Genomic DNA, 24,984 nt, shown 5'->3' on the forward strand with positions numbered 1-24,984 from the left:
CAATCGCTCTGTGGGAAGCGCGATTTCGATAACCAGGACCATACCGTTAAACAACGGCACATTCAATAGGTGTCCGTTAATTCGTATGATCGGCAGACAGTGGCCTCGGCGGATCGAGCCTCAGCACGCATCGGGTACGACTGTAGATCGTCGGCATACATTCGTTGCAATGCACGCACGCCGATTCGGTGGCAGCATCGGATTGGATGCGCCGCAACAGGTCCGGCTCACGCAGCAGTGCCCGGCCCATCGCGACGAAATCGAACCCCTCCGCCATCGCCAGCTGCATCGACTCCAGATCGGTGATACCACCCAGCAGTACCAGCGGCATGGACAGTTCGCGACGGAACTGCCGGGCCCGCTCGAGCAAATATGCCTTCTCATAAGGGTATTCGCGCAGGAATGCCTTGCCGACCATCCGGAAACCCCACCGCGTAGGCGCCGGTAGGGTTTTCGCGAACTCCCTGCGCGGCGCCGCGCCGTGGAACAACAGCATCGGGTTCAGCAGCGAACTACCCGCGGTGAGCTCCAATGCGTCGAGAGCGTCGTCGGCCTCCAGCCAGGCAGCCACCTGCAACGATTCCGGTAGCGTGAAACCGCCCCGGATTCCGTCCTCCATATTCAGTTTCGCGGTCACCGCGACCCGGTCGCCGACTGCCTCGCGTACCGCGCGGGCGATTTCGCGCGCGAACCGGGCCCGATTCTCGAGCGAACCGCCGTAGACATCCTTGCGCCGGTTCAGTATCGGGCTCAGGAACGAACTCGCCAGATAGTTGTGCCCGAAATGGATCTCCACCGCGTCGAATCCGGATTCGACCGCGAGTTTCGCCGCCTCGGCGTGGGCGGCGACGAGTTCACCGATCTCGCCGATGGCCGGAACCTTCATCGGGGCCATACCGAGCGGGCTGAAGAACCGGCTCGGCGCTACCGCCGGAACACGGTTGGATGCGGCATTGGCGACCGGGCCCGCGTGTCCGATCTGCGCGCTGGCCGCCGCGCCCTCCGCATGGACCGCATCGGTGAGCCGGCGCAGGCCGGGGACTGCTTCGGGACGCATATAGATCTGATGCCGATCGGTGCGGCCGCCGGGCGCGACCGCGCAGTAGGCCACCGTAGTCATCGCGACCCCACCGGCGGCCACCTCGCGATGGAATTCGATCAGATCGTCGGTGACCAGTGCGTCGGGGGTGCGTCCCTCGAAGGTTGCGGCCTTGATCACCCGGTTGCGCAGGGTGAGTGGGCCGAGAGTGGTGGGTGCGAATACGTCGGTCACCGGGACTCCTTTTGTGGCTGGTACGTGCGGTTCGCGGGGGATGTGGAGAGGCCGGCGGGTTCGCCACGTCGGCTGTCTCCGGTGGATGCGGTGAGCCCGGCGACGACGAAATCGCGCAGGGTCGCCGCGGTGTGCGGGGATAGCGGCCGGTCTTCGGCGGCGGCGGCGCCGAAACGCATGATGATCAGGTCGAAGGCGAGCATCCAGCGGTATCGGCTCTCGCGTTCGTCCACGTGCGGCAGCAGTCCGGACCAGGAATCGATCCGGAACCACTGCTGCTGCCAGTGCAGGACCTGCCGGCCGATAACGCACTGCGCGAGCAGGCGTAGATGCAGCCGGCCCAGCGGGTCGGCCGCCAAATCGGTGAAGGGCGCGAGGACCGCGTCCACGATCTCGGCGACCGGGCGCGGTGCGGCGGTGGCCTCGGCCAGCCGGTCTGCCCACAGCGCGCCGAGCCGGTCCTCCAGCAGGGCCGCGAGCAGGGCCTCTTTGGAGCCGAAGTGGTAGTGGACGGCCGCGGCGTTGGCGCCCGCCTCGGCGCAGATGCGGCGCACCGAGACCTCTTCGTAGCGATCGGTCAGCAGTAGCCGTTCGGCTGCCGTGAGCAAGCGTTCCCGGGTGGCGGCCGAGACGTTCTGGGGCATACGCGTAGTGAACCACCGCGCCGCGAATATTTCAATCAATGATTGAAATACTGATTGAAACCCCTGCTGCCGGTGCCCGCGCCAGTCGTTACCCGATCGCAAACGCCCAGACCGCACAGGCACGCCGCCACCCCGGTCGATCCTGGTCTACTGGTCTACGCATATCCCGTGATCGTCGGTGAAAGCCCGTTCGTCCGACCGGTTAGGAGACCACGATGGCCATCGAGATTCGCGCGGTCACAGTCCTGGGCACCGGGGTGCTCGGCTCTCAGATCGCCTTCCAGACCGCCTACCACGGATACCCGGTACAGGCCTACGACATCAGCGAGACCGCCCTCGACGCGGCCGCCGACCGGCTCGCCGGTCTCGCCGCCACCTACCGCGAGGAGGTGGTGGGCGCGACCGTCGAGCAGACCGAGCAGGCCCGCGCGCGCATCGCCCTCACCAGCGATCTCGCCGCCGCCGTCGCGGACGCCGACCTGGTGATCGAGGCCGTTCCCGAGGTACTGGACATCAAACGGCAGACCTATGAGAAGCTCGCCGCCGTGGCCCCCGCCCACACGATCTTCGCCACGAACTCCTCCACCCTGCTGCCCAGCGATATGCGTGAGTTCACCGGCCGGCCGGACCGGTTCCTGGCCCTGCACTTCGCCAACCAGGTGTGGAAGTTCAACACCGCCGAGATCATGGGCACCGACAGGACCGACCGGCAAGTTTTCCGGGCGGTGGTCGATTTCGCGTCCTCGATCGGTATGGTGCCGATCGAGGTGCACAAGGAGAAGTCCGGCTATGTCCTGAACTCACTGCTGGTGCCGTTCCTCAACTCCGCCATCGAACTCGCAGCCGGCGACTACGCCGAACCGGAAGCCGTCGACAAGACCTGGCGGATCGCCACCGGCGCCCCGATGGGCCCGTTCCAGATCCTCGACGTGGTCGGGCTGAACACTCCGTACAACATCCTCGTCGCAGGTGAGGACACCCGCGAACTCGCCGCATGGCTGAAGGACAACTACATCGACAAGGGCAAGCTCGGGATCGCGACGGGCGAAGGCTTCTACAAGTATCGGTGAATCCGAGGAGGGGCGACGGTCTCATTCCTCGAGCGCGGTGACGGTCGACCGCTCCGAACGGGTAGCCGCGACCAGTCGTCCGCGGTGCAGGACCAGCCGGTCCGCCGGGGCGCAGGCCACCGCGTCACGCAAACCACCGGCCCGGACCGCCAGCAGATCGGCCTGTGCACCTTCCACCGGACCGGCGGGCGGTAGACCCATCAGTTCCCGAGCGTCGCCGGTCACCGCGGCGCCGGCTTCCTGCGGTGTCAGATGGTCGGCTGTGATGAGCAGCATGGCGGTCTCGAACGGATCTCCGCTACCCACCGGATTGAACGGGTCCTGGATATTGTCGGTGCCCGCGGCCACGCGCACCCCGGCATCGAGTAGCGCGCGCAGCGCCGTGAGGCCGCGGGGCTTGGCCGTCGGATGATCGCGCGCCTGCAGGTACAGGTTGGTGATCGGCAGGGTGACCACGCCTATACCGGCCGCGGCGACGGCGGCGGCCACCCGGGCCGTGACCGCCGGACGGGTCATCCCCAGGCTCACACAGTGGCTTGCGGTGACCGGCATGGAATCGGGCCACTCCTGCACCGTATGGGCGAGCTGTTCCAGTGTGAGCATCTCGGGGTCGAGCTGTTCGTCGATATGCAGATCGACCCCGGCCCCGTGGGCCGCCGCGATCCGCAGCAACCGGCGCAGGTTCGCGCTGGGATCGGGCGTCTTGTGTGGATGGCCGCCGACGAAATCGATGCCGAGGTCGAGCGCCTCGTGTATCGCGGCGTCCTCCACCGCATACGGCGCCAGTGCCACCAGCTGGATATCCAGGACCGCGGCGAGTTCGGCGCGCACCCGCAGCAGTGCGTGCACACCGCGCAGTGGCTCCGGGCCGGGCAGCAGGTTCACGTGCGACCGGATTGCGGTGGTGCCGTACGACAATGCGCGCAGTGCGGCCGTGCGGGCCCGGGCAGCGATACTGTCGACCGTCAGACGGGGGTTGTGGGATTCCCAGGACTCGATGGCCGCCGCGAGGTCGCCGAGCGGCGGCCGGATCTCGTCGAACGACAGCGCCTTGTCGAGGTGCACGTGCGGTTCGGCGAATGCGCCCAGCAGCAGATAGCCGGTGAGATCCAGGTCGAGGTCGCCGGCCGGTGCACCCACCGCGGGGACCACCCTTTCTACCCGGTCGTCCCGGAGGTGAACGTCCACCTGCCGGCCGTCGGTAGCGGTGACGTTGCGCAGCACCGGAACCGGGCGGCCGTCGGCAGGCCGGAAGCTAGACGGCGAAATCGCGTTTGCGGATCGCACAGTGCACTCCTTTCACGATGTCCACGACCTGGGTGATCGAGAAGTCGGCGGCGGCGCTGAGGTACAGGTACGCCTCGCTCGGCGTCATACCCGTCTGCGCGGCCAGGAAATCGACGCTGCGCCGGGCGCAGTCGCGCATCGCCATGTCGAGGTTCTCGTGCAGACCGAGCAGGATCCAATGCTCGCCGGTCTCGGCGAACGGGGCGCCGCCGTCGTGGCCCGGCAGCGATTTCTGTACGGTCAGCCGCGCGGTCACCCGCAACGACCCCTCCAGTGCGGTGAGTGCGATCTCGCCGTTGCCCTGGGCGAAATGCGGGTCGCCCAGATAGAAACCGGCGCCCTCGACCTGTATCGGCAGGAAAAGTGCACTACCGGTGACGATCTCGCGTAGATCGATATTGCCGCCGAACCGGCCGGGCGGGATCGTGCTGAGCGGTTCCGCACCGCTCGGTGTCACTCCGCACAAGCCCAGGAACGGCCGCACTACGATCGGTGCGCGGCCGCCGCCGAACCGGTACTGGGCGTATCCGGTCGCATCGTCGAGCGCGCAGAACCGGCTGAACACTGCCGCGACGCTGCCGTCTGTTTCGCGCGGGAGGATATCCGGCAGGGCGCCCCGGCCGTGCCGGCTGGAAATGATTCCGTACGGGACCCGTGGCGTCAGGTCCAGGAAATCCACGCGCAGCCAGTCACCGGGTTCGGCGCCGCGTACCCGGACGGGGCCGAGGACGATATGCGGTCCCGGAGGTGGCTGCGTCCGGCGGAGATCGGATTCGGCCAGCGCTACGGCATCCGGCAGAACCTCGGCGGGCCGGACCCCGAACCGCCCGAAATACGCCACCGGATCCCGGCCCTGATCCTCCATGAGTCCTTCCTGCGAGACCGTGTCGAAGGTGACGGTGTCGCCGCTGTCGATCACCAGAATCGGTGGGGTATCGGGAACGGGTAACGAGCCCCACCGGACCGTCTCCGGGGTGCACCACAGGTAGTGGTTTGCATTACCGGGATCGATACCGGCGGTGAGTATCGCCATCAGAGGTGATCCGCTGTGGCCGAGCGATGTTCGCGCCAACCACCCGGCGCGGTGATCTCGCGGACCGGATCGCCGGGGACAGGTGGCCGGCGGCACACCATGCTCAGCGAGCCCCGGCCGTCCTCGAGTTCGATCACGGACAGTTCCAATTCGGCAGGCTCCCGCGGTAGCAGGTTCTCCCGCAGGTCGGTGTAGGACACCTCGTAGATTTCGCCCGGGACCGGCCAACCGCCTTCGGCAACCCGGGCCAGCCCCGGGAACACGTCGCCGAACGAGAAGAAGCGGTACCGCGGCGCTGTGCGGACGGCGCCGAGATACCGCGCCCCGGCGAGCGCGTCGTTGAGCGAACCGCCGCGCATCGCTTGGCCATTGACGAACATGAGCACGACATCGTCGGACATGGGAACTCCTTGTGCGGCGCAGCGCCTGCGGGATCGAAATGGTCAGCTGAGAGTGGTGTTACCGGGACCGCGTAATGCGTGGATCCGGGCGGCCGTGGTGGCCCGTTCGAGATCTCCGCTCGACAGGTCGTCGAGCAGGGCGCGGTGCTGGGAGACCGGTTCGTGGCCCGGCTGCTGGACGTAGTCGTCAGTGGGATAGAGAAAGGCCTGCCGCTGCAGGAACGACGAGGTGACCGGGGTGAATGCGGCGCGGTTGACGGCCATATGGAATTCGAGGTGGACCATCGAGTATTGCGCGCTCCCGACCCCGAATTCGCGCAGGGCGTCGCCGAGCGGGTCGAGGAGTGCGTACAGTGCCGCCCAGTCCACGGAATCGGTTTTTGCGGTGAGCATCTTCGCCGCGACCTGGTCGAACGCGACGCGCAGCTCGTGCAGTTCGGCGCGCGCCGTGGCATCGAATTCGACCACGACCAACTGGCCCCGGCGCACCCGTTCCACCAAGCCTTCGCTGGTGAGGCGCTGCAATGCCTCCCGGATCGGAGTACGGCTCACGCCCAGTTCCTCGGCGATCTGCTCCTCGGTCAACCGTATTCCGCCCGCGTACTCGCCGGTGGTGATCTGCTGGCGCAAGAACCGGTACACCCGCTCGCGGACGCTGACCTGATCGCCGGGGTGCAGGGTGCCGGGCGTGCTCATCGCACGTCCGCCTGCAACAGCGCGGCCCGGCACGCATTGGTGACGCGCTGCATGAACGTCCCCGACATGACGTTCATCCCGGCACGTAGTGCCGCGGTCTGCAATGCGGAGACCCGGTTGTTCAGATCGAAGTAGCTGTTGCCGGGGGCAGTGAGCTCCCCGAAATCGAAGACGAACGGTTGCTGTTCGGATTCGTCGGTTTCGCCCCAGGTGGTGGTGTTGACGACGAGGGCGGGCGCGGCCTCGGCGAACCGTGCCTTCAGCCCGTCCGGGGCCACTGGTTCCGCGCCGAATCCGGCCGCCCACGAGGCCAGGGCCGTGGCGTCGCGAGCGCTGCCGATCAGCTGTGCGCCCGGCCAGGCGCGCCGGCAGGCGAGGGCCACCGAATTCGACGAACCGCCCGCGCCGAGCACCAGCACACTGGACGGCGTCCGGCCCCCCAGTACGGTCTCCATTGCTGCCTGAGCGGCCCAGCTGTTGGTGTTGACGCCTGTGGTGAGCTCGCCGCTGCGCAGCAGCGTGTCCACGACTCCGGTCCGCGCGGCGGATCCGGTGTGGGCGTGGATCAGGCCGGCGACCTCCTGCTTCCACGGACTCAGCACCAGCGCCAGATCCCAGTTGCTGTCCGCGAGCAATGCGGCCGGATCGGGAAATACCACGCTGTCGGTGATTTCGATGTCGTGGGCGGTGAGCGCGTCCAGCAGCAGTGTCCCGTGCAGCGCTCGTGGTGCGGTGGTGCCGATACCGGCGATGACCGCGAGCGCGCCGCCGCAGGTACGAGTACCGCGGCCGGTGTCCGGCACGAGCGCGCGGACCTCGTTCAGGCAGTGCGTGACTGCGTTCCGTAGAGTGCCCGCGCCGTCGCCGCAGGTTTCGAGCAGCGATATCTGTGCCTCGGTCACGCCTTCTCCCTCGTGGTGGTGTTCACGGGTTGCCACATCCGTTCTGATCACACTGCGGCGGAAGAGATTTCGCGGACCGGGCGGACCTGCCGGCCGCCCGGCCCGCCGATGATCTCACCCTTCTCGTAGACGAGTTGTCCGCGCAGGTAGGTCGCAACCACCGATCCGGTGAGCGATCGGCCGTGGTACGGGGTGACATTGTGTTTGGAATGCAAGGCGGCAGCGTCGAGGGTGGTCTGTGCGGTGGGGTCCACCAGGACGAAATCGGCGTCGTACCCGGGAGTGAGCTGTCCCTTGCCGGATATGGACCAGCGCTGGGCGGGCCGGTAGGCGCACAGGCGCACAATGTCTTCGACCGTCAGTGTGCCTTCGGCCGCGGCCGTGAGCAGCAGCGGCAGCATCGTCTCGACACCGATGAACCCGCCGTAGGCCTTCCAGACATCGGGTTCGCCCTGTTCTTCGGCGGTATGCGGAGCGTGGTCGGTGGCGATGATATCGACATCACCGCGGGCGATCCCGTTCCACAGTGCCGCCACATCGGCGGCGGGCCGGATCGGTGGATTGAGTTTCACCAGGTTGCCATGAATGTCGTAGGCGGAATCGTCGAGGAACAGATGCGCGATCAGGGTTTCCACGCTGACCTGGTGGCCCTCGGCGCGCAGGGCCATCACCCGGCGCAGGCCCGCGGCCGTCGACAGATGGTGGATATGGAGTTTCGTACCGGACTCGGTGGCCATGGTGATGATCCGGGTCACCGCCTCGACCTCCACGAAGGCGGGCCGTCCTTCCAGGTGAGCCCGCGGATCGGTGCGCCCGCAGGCGCGTAGCCGGTCCCCGAACATCCGCAGCAGATGATCGTTCTCGGCGTGCACACCGACCACCAGGCCGGCCGCGGCGGCCGCTTCGAGTCCGCGGAAGATGGCGGCGTCGTTCGGGCAGCGGTTGTCGCCGGTGGTCTGGCCCATGAAGAGTTTGAAACCCAGCGCGCCGAGTTCGGCCATACCGGCGATCTCGCCGTCGTTGTCGTGGTCGATCATGCCGTAGAGCCCGAAATCGACATATGCCTTGGAGCTGACCAGGTCCAGCTTCTGCCGGTACCGTTCGGCCGTCGCCACCGGAGGTGACGTATTGGGCATATCGGCCACGGTGGTCACCCCACCGGCGGCCGCCGCCCGGGTACCGCTGGCGAAATCCTCTTTCTCGGTCATCCCGGGTTCGCGGAGATGGACGTGCATATCGACCAGGCCGGGCAGGACCAGCAGTCCGGTCGCGTCGACCGTGGGCACCCCGTCGGTGGCGAGCCCGTCACCGACGGCGAGCACCTTGCCGTCGCGGACCGCGATGTCCTGTTCGCGGCGGCCGTCGTGCGAGACCACCGTGGCGCCGGTGACCACGAGATCCGGGAGGAGAGGTACAGGCATGGGTACTGGCCTTTCGTAGGTAGAGATCAAGCGAGGGCGAGATCGGGGTTCTCGGCGTAAATCTCGTGGATCGGACCGAGGTCGAACAGATCGTCCACGGTGAGTCGCAATCCGCCCGCCGAGATCGACGCGATATTCGCCACCGCATCGGCATCGGAGATCGAGACGATCTGCTGGCGCGGATCGCCGTTGCGGATCAGTTCGTTGCCCGCCAGACAGCAGTCGTAGGTGGCGGCCCGGTCGAGTTCGAGAGTTCGGCCGTAATCGTCGACGGTGATGTCGGTGGCGAGGCGCGGGTCGGCCAGTACCTGCTGCCAGCCGCGGATCTCCGCGGTCAGGAACGCTTTCACCTTGTCACGCTGGTTGTCGAGATTGTCCTGAGTGGTGATATAGGTCTGCCCCACCAGGGGGAAGCCCATATCGGTCAACAGCACCGTATGGATGTCGAAACCCTTGTGCCGCAAGTCGACCGGCTGACTGTTGACGAATCCGAGGTAGCCGTCGATTTCGCCCGCCGTCATTCCGATCGGGTCGCCCTGGACCGGGACGGTGTTGACGCGGGACTGGTCCAGGCCCAGCGCGGCCATGAAGGTCCGCCAGACCGGTTCGCTCGACGAGGCGCAGCCGATGGTTTTGCCGTACAGGTCCTCCGGACCGTTGATCGGGTTCGCGGCCATGGACATGAGGCAGCCCGCATACCGCTGATACACCGCACCGATGATCTTCAGCGGTGCCCCCTGACCGACCGCCGAGCCGACGATCGGCACCTGCGAGACGCCGGCGAAGGTGCGGGTGAGCACATCGGATTCGATGGGTGGCGCGGTGGGGCCACCGGCCACCAGATCCACACCGGAGAACCCGGCCTCGCGGTAGTAGCCGTTGCGGTCGGCGAAATAGCTGCCCGCGAACTGAGTGTTCTTCATCCAGGCGAGTCGCTGAGAGGCGATACCGAAGCCGTCGCCGGTGGCCGAGGTTCCCGAGACACAGGCGGTGAGCGCGGCCGAACCGGCGACCGCCAGACCACCCACCGCAAGGCTGCGGGTCAGGAACTTCCGGCGGTCGAATTGTGCAGACATGTGTGCTCCGAGATCTTCGAGGGGTGGAGAGGTCAGCGAGGTGCGGTCATCCGGGCCGTGACGAGATCTTCGACGACGGCGACCACGTGATAGATGAGGACGCAGACGACGGTGAGCACCACCACCGAGGCCCACAGCCGGTCGAATCGGAATTCGTTGGCGGCCCGCAGCATCTGGCCGCCCAGGCCCTCGCCGGTGGCCAGCCATTCGGAAAGCAGGGCGCCCACAACCGAAGTGGTCACCGCGACCCGGGCGGCCGCGAACCAGGTCGGCACGGCGTGCGGGAGCGAAACTTTGATGAAGGTGGTGAGAGTGGAGGCGCCGAACGCGGTGATCATGTCGATATCGGTCCGCGGGGCCGAGCGGATGCCGTGCAACATGGTGAGCAGCGCGGGGACCACGACGATGGATGCGCCGATCACGGCGGTGGCCGGGCCACCCCGCCCGAAGATCAGTACCAGGATGGGCGCGACGGTCACCATCGGGATCGCGTGTATCGCGGTGATCGTCGGGGTGAACATGGCTTCGGCGGTCCGGGAGAAATAGAACAACAGGGAGATCGCGGCGGCCAGGGCGAGGCCGAGCACATATCCGTAGGCGGCGTCGGTGAGTGTGCGAAGCAGGTCCGTGACGATCGCCGAACGGTGGGCACCCGCCTCTGGCGCGGTGATCAGATACGTCCAGACGTCGGCGGGTGATTTCGCCACGAAGGGGCTGACGTTCACGGTGCGCAGGAACAAGGTCCAGACCAGCACGATGGCGAGCACCGCGCCGGCGAGCGTTACCAGCGTCCGGGCTGTGCTGCGCGCCAGTGGATTGCCCTTGGACGGGGCAGTGGTCATGAGCGGGCCTCCGTGGTTGTCTCCGCGGCCCACGGTGTGGCGTACCGGCCGACGGCCGCGACCAGTAGGAACGATCCCGCGGCCAGTGCGCTGCACACCAGGGTGATACCCCAGGTGCGGACGACGTCGCTGGATTGCTGGGCGACGACCAGAGCCGCGCCGAGGCCGCGTTCCTGACCCATGAATTCGCCGATGACGGTGCCCAGCAGGGCGGCCGGGACGGCGATCTTCAAGGCGGTGAGGATATCGGGCAGCGCGTACAGTAACTGCACCTTGCGCAGTACGAGATAGCGGCCGCCGCCGTATGCGCGCACCAGGTCCTCGCTCACCGGATCGGCGTGCCGGAGCCCGTTGAGTGTCCCCACCAGGGTGGTGAAGAAGACCGAGACCGCGGCCATGATCGCCGAGGTCACCGGGCCGTTGAAACAGGCTGCCAGAATGGGCGCGATGGCGATCAGTGGTACGCAGGCCGACGCTATTCCCACCTGGAGTACCAGCTTCTCGATGGCCGGAACCGTGAGAACGATTGCGGCGCAACAGAGTGCGGCAAGATTTCCCCAGAAGAACCCGGCGGCGGCCGAGGTGAGTGTGACGGGTACATGCAGGGTGTAGAAGGCCGCGCCGTCGGAGATCAGGCCCGTGACTATTTCCGCGGGCGGGGCGATGGCGGGCCCGAGGACTCCGGTGGCGCCGATGAGCTGCCAGGCGGCGAGGACTGTGGCAGATCCGGCGAGGGCGAGGTATCTGCGCTGATTCACGACTTCGCCCCCGCGGGAACGGGTTCGGGAGCGGAAGCGCCGGTACCGAACAACAGTGCGGACAGCAGGTCGACGTATTCGTGGAAGGCGCTGGTTCGCATCAGTTCCGGCGTGCGTGGGCGGGGGAGGTCGATATCGACCACTTTGCGCACCCGTCCGGGCCGCGGGGTCATCACGACCACGGTGTCGGACAGGAACACCGCTTCGGCGATGCCATGGGTCACCATCAGCGTCGTCGCGGGGCGTTCGGTCCAGATGCGCAGTAGTTCGACATTCAGGTTCTGCCGGGTCATATCGTCGAGCGCGCCGAACGGTTCGTCGAGCAGTAGTACCCGCGGCTTTACCACCAGGGCGCGGGCGATCGCCACCCGCTGGCGCATTCCGCCGGACAGCTGGGCCGGGCGCGCGTTCTCGAATCCGGTGAGGCCCACCAGCTCGATCAGCTCCGTGATGGTGTCGTCGTCGACGGGTCTCTTCGAGACTTCCAGCGGGAGACGGATATTGGCGCGCACCGAACGCCACGGGAGCAGGGCCGCTTCCTGGAACGCGATCCCCAGATGGTCGTGCCGGCGCAGTTCCCGGGGTGTCTCACCGTGCACCAGGGCCACCCCCTCGGTCTGCGGTTCCAGCCCGGCCAGGATCCGCAGCACGGTGCTCTTACCGCATCCGGAAGGCCCGAGGAGGGTGACGAACTCGCCCTCGGCGGACCGGATATCCACCCCGTCGAGGGCTGTCACCTCCCGTCGCCGCGTTGTGAACTTCTTTGTGAGACCGCCGATATGGATTCCGGGCGCGGTAGGCGAGACCATGCGTTCTCCTCGTGTGGTACCTCCCAGCTTGTATCCGAGTTCGGATCCAAGCTCGTATCCAGAAGCTACGAGCCGGAGATTTCGTACCGATGAATCGGCGGCACGAACGTATTACGTTCTCCTCACCGCCGATCGGCCGGACACCGATCCGGCGCCGCGCAGAGAACGCGACCTGCGGCCGCGTGCGCCTATCCTCGCCGTACCCTCAGGAAATCGCGCGCCGCCTGCTCATGGTCGACGATCCGCGCCGGATAGCCGTCGATTCCATCCGTATGCCATCGCCATGGCTGGTGGATATCGCGGCCCCGCAGGTGGGCGAGTTCCGGTATCCAGCGGCGCACGTAGGCGCCGCTGGGGTCGTAACGCTCGGCCTGCCGGATCGGGTTGAGCACCCGGTTCGGCCGGGTATCGGCGCCGGTGCCGGCCACCCACTGCCAGTTGAGCTGATTGTTTGCCATATCGCCGTCGGCCAGCAATGCCAGGAAATGTTTCGCGCCTCGCCGCCAGTCCAGATACAGCGTTTTCGTCAGAAAGCTCGCGGTGATCATCCGGGCCCGGTTGTGCATCCAGCCCTGTGCGGCGAGCTGCCGCATACCCGCGTCCACAATCGGATAACCGGTCTGTCCGGCCCGCCACGCCGTCAGCGATGCCGTGTCCTCGTGCCAGCGATCATTGCGGTTCCGGTAGTCGCTGTGGGTGAGCTCGGGGCGCGCCGCGAGCATCTGATGGTGGAAATCCCGCCAGGCCAGTTGTCGCACGAATGCGGCGGCGCCCGGCGCCGAGGGGTCGCTGCGATGCACCAGTTCGGTGGCCGACAAACAGCCGAAGTGCAGATACGGCGAAAACCGTGAGGTCGCAACGCTCGCGAGATCGTCGTGGCGATCGGCGTAGGCGCCGATATGCGCGCCGAACCAGTCGCGCACGAGGTGGCGCCCCGCGGATTCGCCGCCCGGCGCCACCTCCGGCGAGGGAGAGCCGGCGCCGAGATCGGTCGCGGCGGGTATCGGCTCGGATCCGGCGCCGTGCGGTAACCGGATACCTTTCGGTACCGGCAGCGGCGCGCGCACCGGCAGCCGGCTCCAGCGACGGTGATAGGGCGTGAAGACCGCGAAATGATCACTGCCGCCGCTGGGGGTGAGCCGGCCCGGTGCGGCCACGGTGATGCTGCCCGCGTGCACATGCAACCGGCAATCCGACTCTGCCAGCTGTGTACGCAACCGGTCTTCGCGGCGACGACTGTAGGCGCTGACATCTTCGGCGATATGGACTTCGTCGACCGAGTACTGCCGGACCAATCGGCACACTTCACCCACCGTATCGCCGTGGCGCACGATCAGTTGTCCACCGGCCCGGCGCAGTCCCTCGTCCAGGTCGGCCAGCGCGGTCGCCAGGAAATCGGCCTTGTTCGGATTCAGATAGTCTGTGGCGCAAATAGTTTCGTCCACAACGAACACCGGCAGTACCTCGGCATTCTGCACGGCGGCAGCGAGGGCCGGGTTGTCGTGGACACGAAGATCGCGCGTGAACAATGCCATCGTCACGGTCATGAGCCACCGTCCCTGTTATGGTCCGCTTCTCGCGGCGCGAGAGGTCGGGCGATACGTGATCCGGTCGGACGTCTATTTGTGCGGTGGCCCGGGATCCTCGGTCGTTGTCGCCGGTGCCCGGTGTTCGGCGGTGCCGGTGATATTGCGGGCCATGCCCCCGAAGACGATATCGTGAAACGGCGTGATGGCCTTCCAATAGAGATGCCCGGCCAGGCCGCGCGGCTGGAAGACCGCACGCTGGTGGTAGCGGGCGCCGCCGCCGGGTTCCGGTTCGACGCCGAGTTCCAGCCAGGCGAGCCCCGGTACCTTCATTTCGGCGCGTAGCCGCAGGATCCGGGGGCGGTCGATCAGTTCGACTCGCCACCAGTCGAGGGCTTCACCGGTGTGGAGTCGAAGAGGGTTCTTGCGGCCACGGCGTAGCCCGACGCCGCCGCCGAGACGATCGATCCAGCCGCGCAGCGACCACGCCAGCGGGAACGAATACCAGCCGTTCTCCCCGCCGATGGCCTCGACGACCGACCACAGGGTGGCCGGGTCGGCGTCGGTGCGCTGTTCCCGGATGTCCTGATAGAGCGAGCCACCGGACCAGTCCGGGTCGCTGGGGAGCGGGTCGGCGGGGGCGCCCGCGATATCGGCATCCGACCACCGCGTCGGTACCTGGGCATTGCGGATCCGTGCCAGCGCGAGTTCGACCGCGCGCTCGTAGGGGGTTGTCCCGCCTTCGGGGTCGGGAATATGGTCGGAGATATCGTGTTCGTGGCAGACCATTTCGTGCACGAGTGATTCGATCAGCGGGATCGCCAGCGCACGCGGAACCGGGGTGACCACGTTGACCCACTGGGCCGAGAGCCACGGTGTGAGGACCGGAATCGGGAGCACCACCCGCCGGGGCAGGCCGGCCACCGCCGCGTATCTCCGCATCATCGTGAGATACGTCAGGACATCGGGCCCGCCGATATCGAAGGCACGGTTGACATCGGCGGGTAGTCCGGCCGCCTGCACCAGGTAGTAGAGAACATCGCGGACGGCGATGGGCTGGATCCGATTGTGTACCCAGCGCGGGGTGACCATCGCGGGCAGGCGTTCGGAGAGGTAGCGCAACATCTCGAAGCTGGCCGAGCCGGAGCCGATGATGACCGCGGCACGCAGTTCCACAGTGGGCACGCCCGACTCCCGGAAAATTGTCCCCACTTCGGCGCGGGAGGCGATATGCCGCGACAACGGGACCCGGTCCGCGACGATGCCACCGAGATAGACGATGCGCTCGACCCCGGCCGCCTGCGCCGCGGCCGCGACCGTCCGCGCAGCGTGCTGGTCGATATCGGTGAAATCGTGCTGGGTCAGCGAGTGGACCAGGTAATAGACAACCTCCTGGCCGGCGACTGCCTCCCGGACATCCGCGTCGGCGGTGACATCGCCGCGCAGCACCTCGACCCGGTCCCGCCACGGAACCTCGGCCAGCTTCGCCGGGGTACGCGCCACGACCCGGACCCGATGCCCGGCCTGCACCAGTTCGGGCACCAACCGTCCACCGATATAGCCGGTAGCTCCGAAAACCACACACCGCATATCCGATCCCCGTTCTTCCGTGGCGAAGCACTGTCCGGACGTGGAAATTCACATGTTGTCGCGACCACTGTCCGGCCGGGTACCCAGTGACGGTCACTTGATACGTGAGCTCCGGTGCTCTCAGCCCGCGGCGCGGATCTGGGCGAGGAACTCGGCGTTGGTTTCGGTCTGCCGGAGACCGGTCGACAGTAGTTCCAGCGCCTGCTGCGGTTCGCGGCCCGCGAGAGTTTTCCGGAGTGAGTGAACGGCGGTGCGCTCCGCGGGGGACAGGAGCAGCTCCTCTTTGCGCGTGCTCGAGCGGTCGATATCGATCGCGGGGAACAGGCGGCGGTCGGCCGCATGCCGGTCCAGCTTCAGTTCGGCGTTTCCGGTGCCCTTGTACTCCTCGAAGATCACAGTGTCGGCCAGTGAACCGGTTTCGACAAGGGCGCTGGCGATAATGGTGAGCGAGCCGCCATTCTCGATATTGCGGGCGGCACCGAGGAATTTTTTCGGTGGTGCCAGCGCCGCAGCGTCGACGCCGCCGGAGAGGATACGGCCGGAACCGTTCGCGGCCAGGTTGTACGCGCGGGCCAGCCGGGTCAGCGAATCGAGCAGTATCACCACATCGCGGCCCATTTCGACGAGGCGTTTGGCATGTTCGACGGCCAGTTCGGCGAGCGCGATATGGTCGCGGGCCGGCCTGTCGAAGGTCGCGGCGGCGATTTCGGCCGGTACCGCCCGGGACAGATCGGTTACCTCTTCGGGGCGTTCGCCGACCAATACCAGCATCAGCTGGCATTCGGGATGGTTCTTGGCGATACCGTGTGCGATCGATTGCAGCACAGAGGTTTTACCCGCCTTGGGTGGAGCGACCACCAGGGCGCGCTGGCCCTTGCCGATCGGCATCACCAGGTCGGTGATACGCGTGGTCAGTTCGTGCGGCTCGGTCTCGAGCCGTAGCCGGTCCTGCGGGTAGAGGGGAACCAAGTCGGAGAAGTGCGGCCGGGACGCGGCGTTGTCGGGCGGCAGGCCGTTGACGCTGTCGATCCGGATCAGTGGCGCCGGTTCGGCGCCGTCCGGTTTCGGGGCGATCGTGCCGGTGAGGGTATCGCCGCGACGGAGTCCGTACCGGCGGATCAGACGCGTCGGCACATGGGCATCGTGCGGTCCGGGCAGATAGCCTTCGACGCGCAGCGACGCATGGTTGCCGACGATATCGAGAATGCCGGCGACCGGTGTCCCGCCGCCTTCGGTCGTGTGGTCTCTGCTACGAATAGTGTTGTCCTGCATGGAGTTTCTCCTGAATACGTGAGTTGCGAAAATGGCTGTGCGCTGTGTGCCGCATAGCGCCACCGGGCGCGCCGGATGCAGAGATGATCTGCCGTAGCCGCTGTGGCCTGTGTCCGTCCGGTCCGCACGCTGTACCGGATCGGCGGCGCTCGAAAACTGAAAGGGCGAATGCAGAGTCTTGTGGGAGGGAGTGATCCACCTACGTCCACAAGATGAAGACGGCACGTACATTACCGGCAACTCGAACAACACGCAACAGTGCCGGGTTGTTCCCCGCATCCGATGCGGCCCCCACCGCGAGCCATCCGGCACGTGATGCCCACGCAGTCGTCACTGTGGCCCTGGACGGCAAAAACCACCCGCACCTGCTCTACCTACAGCAGGTGCGGGTGGTTGGTGACGGTGCCTCAGACCGCGGTGGCCGAACGATTTGCCTCGATGACCTCGCCGATCCATGGCAGAACCGCGTCGCGGACGGCGACCGTCCGGGGCAGCAGGCCGTTGGTGTGCAACAGGTCTGCGCAACGCTGCTGTTCGTCGAGAAATTCGTCGGTGACCGGGTTGATCCCGAAGGGGCGTCCCCGCAGCGCCGCCTCCCAGCGATCGAGATCGGCGGTGCCGCCGCGCCGCCGCGCGTCGTCGACGAAGAAACGTGCGGCATCGCGTGGGTTGGCGACGATCCACGCGTCCGATTCCTGAAGGGCCGTGATGATCGCTTGGAGTTCCGTGTGGTGGTTTGCCGCGAAATCGCGCCGGACGAACCACAGCGATGGGTGGCTGAAGAGGCCGTCGGTATCGACGAGCGTGTGTACCTGCGCGGTGGCCTCGACCTCGGCCAGCGCCGGATAGGCACCGACCCAGGCATCGATATCGCCGCGCAGCAAGGCGGCACCCCCCTCGTTCACGTCGATATCGACCGGGGTGATATCGGACCAGCGCAGCCCCTCGCGGTCGAGCGCGAGCAGGGCCAGCGTGGTCTGCCACGAACCGTGGGCGATCCCGACCCGCTTACCATGCAGATCGGCGACGGTGCGGATCCCGGAGCCGGCGCGGCTCACCAACCGCCCGTTCTCGACGCGCGGGCCCGAAATCCCGATATAGACCAGGTCACGTCCCTGGCCGAGACCGGTGATCGGCGGGGTGAAACCGGTGCCGATGAAATCGTAGCCACCTTCCTCGAACAACCAGTCCGAATGCAATGTCGGCAGCCCGGTACGTGGATCGGCCCGCGGTGGCGCCGGTAGTTCGCGCAGGTCCACCCACTCGACCTCGGGGAGCCGGCGTTCGAGCAGGCCGTTGTGGCGCAGCACGAACAGAGAGTTGTTGTTCGGGAAATATCCGATACGGATAGTCATGGCAGAGTTCCTTTTCGGCGAGAGGTCAGACGAGACCGCGGCGGCGGGCCTCGTCGAGCAATCCACTACGACCCCACTGCGCCACGAGGTTCGTCGGATCGAAATCGGCAGCGCCGCCGACGAGTTCACCGAGCGCCTGGTACTGGGCCCCCTCTTCGAGCAGGACCACGAATTTGGCGAGGTCGAGCAGGCCCGACCGGCCGATCACATTGACGCCACCGTTGGCCTCGAAGATCGCGACGAGGTCGGGGTCGTCGACGAGGCGGTCGAGAATGAAATCGCCGGGGGCCTGGCTGCGGTCGAGATGGGCGGGGATATCGCGGGAGAGGGTCAGGCGCTGCGAGGCCGCGTATGTGATACGCAGGGTCCGGTGGGTCTGTGCCCAGCCGCCCAGCCACGGCGTGTGCGCGTGCACGATCGAGGTGATTTCGGGATGCTTACGGAACACCCCGGCATATCCGGTGACGAATCCGGCCGGACCGTCGCCGGCAAGTACTTCTCCGTCGAATGTCGCGAGGATCGGTTTTGCGCTGCGGTCCGCCGCCCACGGGCCGGGTTCGTTGAGTGCGACGGCCAACTCTTCGCCGGGAACCCGCTCCACGAAGTTCACGGTGCCGTTGGCGGACACGGTCCCGGTTTCGCGGAATACCCGGAACGCGGTATCGGCATCGCGGCGCGCATTGTCGAGGAAAGCCGCTACCGCGGGGGTGACGCGTTTTTCGGTGCTGGTCATGCTGATTCCCTGAGTTCGTAGGTGCCGGGGCCGGTACCCGGATGCCCGGAGTGGTGGGGTGCGACTGGTATCGGTGTTTGTTGGTGAAACCGGCTGCCCTGCTGTGCTGGTCGCTGCGGCTACCGGTCGAGCTGTTGCGGGGAGCCGGGCAGGGATCCGATGGCTGCTATCGGGTGGAAAGGGAGCGGATCCGGGTGGGGGTGGTGCGTCGCAGCAGCGGTAGCACTTCTTCGCCCACGCGGTACGCCTCTTCGAGGTGGGGGTTGCCGGCGAGGATGAACGCATCCACGCCGAGATCGATCAATTGGTCGAGTCGTTCGGCGATCTGCTCGTAGCTGCCCACGAGTCCGAACGCCGGACCGCCGCGGATGAGGCTGAATCCGCACCACACATTGGGCTGGACTTCCAGGTCGCGGTAGCCGGTGATGTGTTCCGGTACCCAGCCCGCGATCCGGGCGGCACCGACGGAGTCCCCCTGGGCGGCCCGGTCGGCGGCCGCGCGGTCGACGGATGCCCAGCCCCTCTCGATCTCGGTCCAGGCGGCTTCTTCGGTATGCCGGGCGACGATATCGATCCGTACCGCGAATTTCGGTGTGCCACCGGTTTTCCCGGAGTGTGCACGGACTCCGTCGAACTTCGCCCGCAGGGCGTCGAACGGTTCGAGCCACGACAGGTAGTAATCGGCATGCCGGCCTGCGGCGTCCACAGCGGCACCGGACGAACCAGAGAAGTACACCTCGGGGAACGGCTGACCTGCCAGCAGCGGTGGTAGCGCCGCGCCCTCGGTCCTGAAGAACCGGCCGGCGTGGTCGAACGGCCTACCGTCCCACACCCCGCGCAGCACGTCGAGGAATTCCGAGGTGCGCGCGTAGCGGTCGTCGTGCGCCACCTTGTCGCCCCACCACAACTGCGGTGCCCCACCGCCTCCGCTGATGATGTTGTAGACCAGGCGTCCCCCGGTGGCGCGCTGCAGGCTCGCCGACATCCGGGCGGCCTGCACCGGATGCAGGAACCCGGGCTGGAACGCCACCATGAAGCGGTACGTATCGCTTTCCCGGGCGAGCGCCGACGCGGTGGCCCAGGGGTCCTCGGTGATCGGGAAGGAGGGCAGCAGTCCGCCGACGAATCCCGCGGATTCCGACGCCTTCACCACGGCGGCCATATGGTCGATATAGCTGTATCCGTCCAGTTTCCCGCCGCGGATCGCCGGCGCGATATTGCCCGGCCCGTGGCCGCCGGCATGCCCGCGGTTGTAGCGGCGCGGCGTGCGCAGCGACGCGTGGTCGCCCTCCATACCGATACGCCAGTAGAAATCCGTGCTCACGCGTGGTTCTCCTGTCCTGCGAGAATGCGGCCGGCCGGGTCGGCGAGGTGTAGCAGATGTTCTCCGGTCCGGTGCAGTTCCTCGATATGCGGATGGCCGGTCAGTTCGAATATCTCGATTCCGCGTGCCCGGTAGTTCGAAAGTGCTTGTGCCACCTGCTCATAACTACCGACCAGGCCGACCGGCCTGGGGTAGCCGATCTGGTCGAAGCCCGACCAGCGGAAGCCGTCGAGGGCGAGCGCCCGGACCTCGGCGGCGCCCGCCTCCGGGCGGACCTCGCGCCATTGCCGCAGAACACGCGCCCACGCCTCGCCCTCGGTCTCTCGGGCGATGACGGGTAGGGCGAGCCCCGCGCGCACGGTACGCCCGGACGCTGTCGCCGTATCCCGCAGGGATGCCACCCCATCCTCGACGCCGTCCCCGGTTTCGTCGAATATGTGCACGTCACCGTGCCCGGCCGATAATTCGATCGCCTCCTGCGAATTACCCGACAGGTGGACACCGGGAAACGGCAGGCCCGACAGGATGCCGCGAAAGCCACCATCGATGACGTCGTAGTATTCGCCCGCGAATTCGAAACCGGTACCCCCGAACCGTCCGGGCAGCACCTGCTCTTCGTTCCACACACCCCGTGCGACGGTGAGGAATTCGGCCGCCCGGCGATAGCGATCCACGCCGGTGACCCGGTCACCGCGCGCCGCGGCGTCTGCTGCGCCGGTTTCCACGCGCAACCGCCAGTCGAGCCGCCCGGCGGAGAGTCGTTGCAGGGTGGCCGACAGCTTGGCCGCGTACACGGGTGTCCCGAACGCGGGATGGAATTCGACGCCGACCCGCAGGTGCCGGGTCCGGCGCAGGGCGGAGCCCGCGACCACCCACGACTCTTCGCCGGCCGGATCGTAGGGAGCGACGACACCGTCGAGCCCGGACAATTCGGCTGCGAGGACGACCTGATCGAGGAACTCGAATCCGCCGCGGTGTGCGGAGGCGGAACCGACGTGGCGCCCGTCCCCGCGAACCGGAAGCTCCCACCGGAACTCGGTCACGACGTTGCCTCTCTTCCGGCGGCAAGCTGTGCACTCGCCTGCCGGAGTGGTTCCGGGGCGATCCACGAGTCGAGATCGAAATCGGTGGCAAGGAAGCCATGGGTGTAGAGGAACTGTTTCTGGACATCGAGCAGTTCGACCCGCTCGTCGGACAATGCCGGGTGCAGACCACGATGGAATGTGTCGCCGTAGGCGGCCTCGACTCCCGCCGCGCCGGAGAAGGTTTCCCGGGCCAGTACAGCGCGGACCTCGTCGAGATTGCCGGCGGCCCACTCCGCGGCCCGCAACGTCTGGGTGAGGAACCCGACCACCAGGTCGGGGCGCGATTCCAGCAGGTCGGCGTGCACGGTGATCGGGCGCGGGGTGCCGTTGTTGACGCGCGAGCGCTTCGATTCGGTGGTATCGAGGTCCACCGCGGTACGCAGGCCGTGCTCGCGGGCGATCTCCTGGGCGCGCGCACCCTTGACGTAGATCGCATCGACGTCACCGGCCAGCAATGCCTGCACACCCCAGGTGGTGACCCTGCGACCGGACGTGTTCTCGCCCCGGACCTGCGGCTTGCGCTCGACCGCCACCTCGACGGGCCGGACGTCGGCGAGGGTGAGCCCACCGAGGGCGAGCGCACTCGCGAACCCGTGGAGGGCCATCGCCCGCGGGAAACTGCGGGCCCGGTCCTGCGCCCAGGCGGGAACCGCGATCCGCAGCCCTGCCAGATCGGCCGGTCCGGAAGCGGGTGAATCGGGTGCCACCAGAATCGCCTGCGCTTCGTCGATCCAGGTCAGGCCGATGAGCCGGGTAGGTGAACCCTGTGCCCGCGCCGCGAGAGCGGGTACATTGCCGCCCTCGCGGATCAGGCCCGGCAGCTGATGGTCGAAATGCCGCGGCGCCAGTTCGGGGCCGGCATCCTGCAGCACTCCCAGGCCGATCCCCGCCGCGGCGGCGGTCTCGCCCAGCCAGCCGAGACTGTGGGCCAAACCGCTCGCGGTGGGCACGGGGCACCGGGTGTACCAGAGAGTGTCGAGGACAGGGTCGGCAGCAGTGGTCATCACGTGCTCCTTCAGGGGGTGGTGGGGGAGGGGGTGCGGCCGACACCCAGCTCGGCCAGGAAAGCGGCGCGGTAGCGCAGGGACTCCGGATCGGTGCGGTCACGCGGACGGGCGAGGTCGATATCGGTGTCGACGGCGAACCGGCCTGCGTTGAGGATCAGGACCCGGTCGGCCAGCCGGACCGCTTCGTCGACGTCATGGGTCACCAGCAGGACCGCCGGCCGGTGCCGTGAAACGAGGTCGCCGACCAGATCCTGCATCTGGAGCCGGGTCAGCGCATCGAGCGCCGCGAACGGCTCGTCGAGCAGCAGCAGTTCCGGTTCGCGAACCAAGGCCCGGGCCAGCGCCACTCGCTGTGCTTCGCCACCCGAGAGGGTCGCGGGCCACTGGCGTGCCTTGCCCTCGAGGTTGACCTCGGCCAGTGCGCGGGTAGCGTGTTCCCTGGTCGCGACGGTGCGGCGCTGCCCGATGGTGACATTGCCGAGCACCCGTTTCGACGGGATGAGCCGCGGCTCCTGATAGACGGTCGTCCTGCGGGGCGGTACCAGAATTTCTCCGCCGTCCGGTTTCTCGAGCCCGGTCAGCAGCCGCAGCAGGGTGGTCTTCCCGGTTCCCGACGGACCTAGCAGGACGACGAACTCGCCCCGCCGGATCTCCAGGTCGATCCCGTCGAGAACGGTGTTGTCACCGAACTTCTTGTGCAGGCCGGTGATCGACACCGCGACCGGTTCGCCTGCCCTGCGGGCGGTGGCCGACGCGGGGCTCCGGGGGCGAGTGGACAACGGTGGCAAGGGCGCTTCGGGGCTCATCGGGCAGCCACCTGTCTGCGCCACGGCATGGCGAACCGTTCGATGATCCGGACAACTCCGTCGAAGATCAGGCCCAGCACCGCATACAACACCACACAGAGCACCATGTAATCGGTGCGGTTGTACTCCTGCGCGAGGGTCACCAGATATCCGATCCCCTCCCTGGTGCCCACCTGCTCGGCGGCGATCAGGCCGGTGATCGCGATGGAAAGGCAGATCCGCAGGGCCATCAGTACTCCGGGGAGCGCCGAGGGCAGGATCACCTCGAACACCAGGCGCGGGCCGGTGGCCCCGAAGCTGCGCGCCGCCTCGATCATCTTGCGATCGACATTGCGGACACCGAGATAGGTGTAGGCGTACATGGGCCCCACGGTGGCGAACGCGATCAACAGCACCTTGAACGTCTCGTCGATACCGAACCAGGCGATGAAGAGGGGAACCAGCGCCAGGAACGGAACCGCCCGGTTGATCTGCATCGTGGAATCCACGAGTTCCTCACCGAGGCTGGACAACCCGGAGAGGACACCGAGGATCAACCCGGTCACCACCCCGAACAGCACGCCGAGTGCGGCACGGTGGAACGACGCGATCGAGAAGTCGACGAGCTGTCCGGTGTCGTACAACTCTGCGAAAGCCGTCCACACCTTCGGTGGCCCCGCGAGGATCTCCTCGGGAATCGAACCGGTGGCCGAGCCGACCCACCACACCGCGATGAGCAGGGCGGGCACGAGGAAGCGCAGCGGGATCGACATCCACCGGGGCCGGTGCCGGCCGGCCCGGTAGTGCGGCACCTCGAGGCCGGTTTCCCGGGGGGCCCGGCCGGTTTCGCCCTGGACGCGCGGTGTCGTCACGACGGCCATCTCATTTCCCCGTGGTCGGCACGGGCCGGTTCCCCGCGGCGCCGAGCTTTTCCTCGAGCGGATAGAAGACGTCCGCCGCGGTGACGGGCCGGGTGATCACGCCGTTCTCGTAGAACAGGTCCGCCACTCCCTGGAGGTCGGCGGCGTCCTCGTTGGTCGGGTAGTGCGGTGCCGAGGCCCGGCGGCCGAGGTCGATCGCACGTTCGAGCCGTTCACCGGACAGGGCGCGCGGCCCGGCCTTCTCGAACACGTTCTCGAAGTCCGCGGGGTCGGCGCGCTGGCGCTCGACCAGTTGTCGCAGCGTTTCGAGATACTTCGCGGCGACGTCGGGCCGCTGCTCGAGTACCTCGGTGCGGAACGCGACAATCGTATTGTCGGTCGAGCCGACAGTGGCCTCGGTCGCGATCTCGACGGCTCCGCGGGACTTGGCTTCTGCGTACGGATCGTTGAACGATGCCCACGCGTCTACCTGCCCGGTGGAGAAGGCGGAGGCGGCGTCCGATACCTGCAGTGGAACCCGTTCGACCCGGTCGACCGGAACGCCGGCCTGTTCCAGCGCCTTCAGGGTGATGTACTCACCCTTCCCAGCCGGATTGACGGCGATGCGTTTGCCGACGAGGTCCTTCACCTCTCGGATCCCCGAGTCCGGCGAGGCGATGATGCCGGCCTGATCCTGATCCACCGGATCGGCCACTGCGATGATCCGGACACCGACATCCTTCGACAGCGCTCCGACTACCGGGCTGTAGGCGCCGCCGGAGACATCGAGCTCGCCGGCATTGAACAGCTTGAGGTTCGCGCTGAACGACGGAGGAGCATTGACCCATTCGATCTTTGCGCCCAACGGGGCGAGCGCTTCGTCGAAAGTGCCGTCTCGCTTGGCAACTGCGAGCGGGCCGGAGTTGCCTTCGTCGGTGACCTTCAGGACGAAGGTGGGTTCGCCACCTGCTCCGGACCCGTCCGCACTGTCGCCGGAGCCACATGCGGCGGCAACCAGCGCAACGACGGGGAGGATCGCGAGAGCGGCGCGCACTCGGGGTAGTCGGCGTGGGGGACGCATCGGTGTCGGCTCCTGGTCGAGGGGTGACGGGGTACTCCAGGAAGCTATGCCGCGGTAAGAGCAGCGCCCACCCTTACCGTTCCGATGAACGGAAAGCTTGACGTGAGGCCGAGCTGTATGTTGTGAATCGGAACGCAGAAAAATCCCAGGTGTA

At 67.1% G+C, this 24,984-nt stretch carries 24 protein-coding genes; 1 reads left to right on the plus strand and 23 read right to left on the minus strand.

The features are described 5' to 3' along the window. Window positions 1–76: 76 nt before the first annotated feature. Both NS6_RS26140 and NS6_RS26145 read right to left on the minus strand, forming a co-directional pair. Window positions 77–1,273, minus strand: coding sequence for an NADH:flavin oxidoreductase (locus NS6_RS26140; protein ID WP_068046765.1), 1,197 nt, complete (start codon window positions 1,271–1,273; stop codon window positions 77–79). Next, entirely contained in the window at window positions 1,270–1,917 is a 648-nt protein-coding gene (locus tag NS6_RS26145; RefSeq protein ID WP_084471412.1) for a TetR/AcrR family transcriptional regulator, read from the minus strand. The genes NS6_RS26140 and NS6_RS26145 overlap by 4 nt, the downstream gene beginning before the upstream one ends. 215 nt (window positions 1,918–2,132) lie before the next feature. On the opposite strand from NS6_RS26145, the gene NS6_RS26150 reads away from it, so the two are divergent. Then, window positions 2,133–2,987: a 3-hydroxyacyl-CoA dehydrogenase gene (locus NS6_RS26150; RefSeq protein WP_068046768.1), complete on the plus strand. Its 855-nt coding sequence runs from the start codon at window positions 2,133–2,135 to the stop codon at window positions 2,985–2,987. A 21-nt stretch (window positions 2,988–3,008) separates the two neighbouring features. Here the strand turns inward: NS6_RS26150 and NS6_RS26155 are convergent, their stop codons facing one another. The 21 genes from NS6_RS26155 to NS6_RS26255 all read right to left on the minus strand — a co-directional run bounded on the left by NS6_RS26155 (window position 3,009) and on the right by NS6_RS26255 (window position 24,830). After that, window positions 3,009–4,274, minus strand: a complete 1,266-nt coding sequence (locus NS6_RS26155; protein WP_245669515.1) for an amidohydrolase family protein — start codon at window positions 4,272–4,274, stop codon at window positions 3,009–3,011. Beyond that, the gene (locus NS6_RS26160) at window positions 4,243–5,307 is read right to left on the minus strand and encodes an acetamidase/formamidase family protein (RefSeq protein ID WP_068046769.1); all 1,065 of its coding nucleotides are present in this window, start codon (window positions 5,305–5,307) and stop codon (window positions 4,243–4,245) included. The genes NS6_RS26155 and NS6_RS26160 overlap by 32 nt, the downstream gene beginning before the upstream one ends. Then, complete coding sequence (locus tag NS6_RS26165) at window positions 5,307–5,708, minus strand: allophanate hydrolase-related protein (RefSeq protein WP_068046773.1); 402 nt, start codon at window positions 5,706–5,708, stop codon at window positions 5,307–5,309. Before NS6_RS26165 ends, NS6_RS26160 begins: the two co-directional genes overlap by 1 nt. Window positions 5,709–5,750: 42 nt before the next feature. Next, window positions 5,751–6,404 (minus strand): GntR family transcriptional regulator, encoded by a 654-nt coding sequence (locus NS6_RS26170; RefSeq protein ID WP_068046776.1) that lies wholly within the window; start codon window positions 6,402–6,404, stop codon window positions 5,751–5,753. Next, window positions 6,401–7,306, minus strand: coding sequence for a hypothetical protein (locus tag NS6_RS26175; protein WP_157112947.1), 906 nt, complete (start codon window positions 7,304–7,306; stop codon window positions 6,401–6,403). Before NS6_RS26175 ends, NS6_RS26170 begins: the two co-directional genes overlap by 4 nt. Before the next feature lie 47 nt (window positions 7,307–7,353). Beyond that, window positions 7,354–8,727 carry an allantoinase AllB gene (gene allB / locus NS6_RS26180; protein WP_068046782.1) on the minus strand — a complete coding sequence of 458 codons (1,374 nt, stop codon included), beginning with the start codon at window positions 8,725–8,727 and terminating at the stop codon, window positions 7,354–7,356. Window positions 8,728–8,753: 26 nt separating this feature from the next. After that, window positions 8,754–9,803, minus strand: a complete 1,050-nt coding sequence (locus NS6_RS26185) for an ABC transporter substrate-binding protein (protein ID WP_068046785.1) — start codon at window positions 9,801–9,803, stop codon at window positions 8,754–8,756. A gap of 32 nt (window positions 9,804–9,835) precedes the next feature. Continuing rightward, on the minus strand, window positions 9,836–10,645 hold the full coding sequence (locus NS6_RS26190) for an ABC transporter permease (protein ID WP_068047044.1): 810 nt from the start codon (window positions 10,643–10,645) through the stop codon (window positions 9,836–9,838). Next, window positions 10,642–11,403: an ABC transporter permease gene (locus NS6_RS26195; protein WP_068046787.1), complete on the minus strand. Its 762-nt coding sequence runs from the start codon at window positions 11,401–11,403 to the stop codon at window positions 10,642–10,644. The genes NS6_RS26190 and NS6_RS26195 overlap by 4 nt, the downstream gene beginning before the upstream one ends. Further along, complete coding sequence (locus tag NS6_RS26200; protein WP_068046790.1) at window positions 11,400–12,212, minus strand: ABC transporter ATP-binding protein; 813 nt, start codon at window positions 12,210–12,212, stop codon at window positions 11,400–11,402. The genes NS6_RS26195 and NS6_RS26200 overlap by 4 nt, the downstream gene beginning before the upstream one ends. 188 nt (window positions 12,213–12,400) lie before the next feature. Continuing rightward, a complete protein-coding gene (locus tag NS6_RS26205; protein WP_068046792.1) occupies window positions 12,401–13,759 on the minus strand; it encodes a cryptochrome/photolyase family protein in 1,359 nt (452 codons plus the stop codon). A gap of 72 nt (window positions 13,760–13,831) precedes the next feature. Next, window positions 13,832–15,328 carry an SDR family oxidoreductase gene (locus NS6_RS26210; RefSeq protein WP_068046796.1) on the minus strand — a complete coding sequence of 499 codons (1,497 nt, stop codon included), beginning with the start codon at window positions 15,326–15,328 and terminating at the stop codon, window positions 13,832–13,834. Window positions 15,329–15,448: 120 nt separating this feature from the next. Next, window positions 15,449–16,879, minus strand: a complete 1,431-nt coding sequence (locus NS6_RS26215; protein ID WP_307648488.1) for a transcription termination factor Rho, short form — start codon at window positions 16,877–16,879, stop codon at window positions 15,449–15,451. Between the two features lie 128 nt (window positions 16,880–17,007). Continuing rightward, window positions 17,008–17,955 (minus strand): ABC transporter substrate-binding protein, encoded by a 948-nt coding sequence (locus NS6_RS26220; RefSeq protein ID WP_068046802.1) that lies wholly within the window; start codon window positions 17,953–17,955, stop codon window positions 17,008–17,010. A gap of 25 nt (window positions 17,956–17,980) precedes the next feature. After that, window positions 17,981–18,688, minus strand: coding sequence for a class II aldolase/adducin family protein (locus tag NS6_RS26225; protein WP_068046804.1), 708 nt, complete (start codon window positions 18,686–18,688; stop codon window positions 17,981–17,983). A 166-nt stretch (window positions 18,689–18,854) separates the two neighbouring features. Further along, window positions 18,855–20,012: an LLM class flavin-dependent oxidoreductase gene (locus NS6_RS26230; RefSeq protein WP_068046807.1), complete on the minus strand. Its 1,158-nt coding sequence runs from the start codon at window positions 20,010–20,012 to the stop codon at window positions 18,855–18,857. Next, window positions 20,009–21,055, minus strand: a complete 1,047-nt coding sequence (locus NS6_RS26235; protein WP_068046811.1) for an LLM class flavin-dependent oxidoreductase — start codon at window positions 21,053–21,055, stop codon at window positions 20,009–20,011. Before NS6_RS26235 ends, NS6_RS26230 begins: the two co-directional genes overlap by 4 nt. Continuing rightward, on the minus strand, window positions 21,052–22,101 hold the full coding sequence (locus tag NS6_RS26240; protein ID WP_068046815.1) for an ABC transporter substrate-binding protein: 1,050 nt from the start codon (window positions 22,099–22,101) through the stop codon (window positions 21,052–21,054). The genes NS6_RS26235 and NS6_RS26240 overlap by 4 nt, the downstream gene beginning before the upstream one ends. Window positions 22,102–22,112: 11 nt before the next feature. After that, window positions 22,113–22,910: an ABC transporter ATP-binding protein gene (locus tag NS6_RS26245; protein WP_068047046.1), complete on the minus strand. Its 798-nt coding sequence runs from the start codon at window positions 22,908–22,910 to the stop codon at window positions 22,113–22,115. Further along, window positions 22,907–23,662: an ABC transporter permease gene (locus NS6_RS26250; protein WP_371859364.1), complete on the minus strand. Its 756-nt coding sequence runs from the start codon at window positions 23,660–23,662 to the stop codon at window positions 22,907–22,909. The genes NS6_RS26245 and NS6_RS26250 overlap by 4 nt, the downstream gene beginning before the upstream one ends. A 109-nt stretch (window positions 23,663–23,771) precedes the next feature. Beyond that, the gene (locus NS6_RS26255) at window positions 23,772–24,830 is read right to left on the minus strand and encodes an NrtA/SsuA/CpmA family ABC transporter substrate-binding protein (RefSeq protein ID WP_068046819.1); all 1,059 of its coding nucleotides are present in this window, start codon (window positions 24,828–24,830) and stop codon (window positions 23,772–23,774) included. Window positions 24,831–24,984 lie beyond the last annotated feature (154 nt).

Source organism: Nocardia speluncae NBRC 108251, assembly GCF_001613245.1.
Lineage (GTDB): Bacteria > Actinomycetota > Actinomycetes > Mycobacteriales > Mycobacteriaceae > Nocardia > Nocardia speluncae.

Bases quoted from the DNA above. Each gene is read 5' to 3' on its own strand.
- NS6_RS26145 (WP_084471412.1), bottom strand. From the start codon at position 1,917: ATGCCCCAGAACGTCTCGGCCGCCACCCGGGAACGCTTGCTCACGGCA.
- NS6_RS26150 (WP_068046768.1), top strand. From the start codon at position 2,133: ATGGCCATCGAGATTCGCGCGGTCACAGTCCTGGGCACCGGGGTGCTC.
- NS6_RS26160 (WP_068046769.1), bottom strand. From the start codon at position 5,307: ATGGCGATACTCACCGCCGGTATCGATCCCGGTAATGCAAACCACTAC.
- NS6_RS26165 (WP_068046773.1), bottom strand. From the start codon at position 5,708: ATGTCCGACGATGTCGTGCTCATGTTCGTCAATGGCCAAGCGATGCGC.
- NS6_RS26170 (WP_068046776.1), bottom strand. From the start codon at position 6,404: ATGAGCACGCCCGGCACCCTGCACCCCGGCGATCAGGTCAGCGTCCGC.
- allB (WP_068046782.1), bottom strand. From the start codon at position 8,727: ATGCCTGTACCTCTCCTCCCGGATCTCGTGGTCACCGGCGCCACGGTG.
- NS6_RS26185 (WP_068046785.1), bottom strand. From the start codon at position 9,803: ATGTCTGCACAATTCGACCGCCGGAAGTTCCTGACCCGCAGCCTTGCG.
- NS6_RS26190 (WP_068047044.1), bottom strand. From the start codon at position 10,645: ATGACCACTGCCCCGTCCAAGGGCAATCCACTGGCGCGCAGCACAGCC.
- NS6_RS26200 (WP_068046790.1), bottom strand. From the start codon at position 12,212: ATGGTCTCGCCTACCGCGCCCGGAATCCATATCGGCGGTCTCACAAAG.
- NS6_RS26205 (WP_068046792.1), bottom strand. From the start codon at position 13,759: ATGACCGTGACGATGGCATTGTTCACGCGCGATCTTCGTGTCCACGAC.
- NS6_RS26210 (WP_068046796.1), bottom strand. From the start codon at position 15,328: ATGCGGTGTGTGGTTTTCGGAGCTACCGGCTATATCGGTGGACGGTTG.
- NS6_RS26215 (WP_307648488.1), bottom strand. From the start codon at position 16,879: ATGCGGGGAACAACCCGGCACTGTTGCGTGTTGTTCGAGTTGCCGGTA.
- NS6_RS26220 (WP_068046802.1), bottom strand. From the start codon at position 17,955: ATGACTATCCGTATCGGATATTTCCCGAACAACAACTCTCTGTTCGTG.
- NS6_RS26225 (WP_068046804.1), bottom strand. From the start codon at position 18,688: ATGACCAGCACCGAAAAACGCGTCACCCCCGCGGTAGCGGCTTTCCTC.
- NS6_RS26240 (WP_068046815.1), bottom strand. From the start codon at position 22,101: ATGACCACTGCTGCCGACCCTGTCCTCGACACTCTCTGGTACACCCGG.
- NS6_RS26245 (WP_068047046.1), bottom strand. From the start codon at position 22,910: ATGAGCCCCGAAGCGCCCTTGCCACCGTTGTCCACTCGCCCCCGGAGC.
- NS6_RS26250 (WP_371859364.1), bottom strand. From the start codon at position 23,662: ATGTCGATCCCGCTGCGCTTCCTCGTGCCCGCCCTGCTCATCGCGGTG.
- NS6_RS26255 (WP_068046819.1), bottom strand. From the start codon at position 24,830: ATGCGTCCCCCACGCCGACTACCCCGAGTGCGCGCCGCTCTCGCGATC.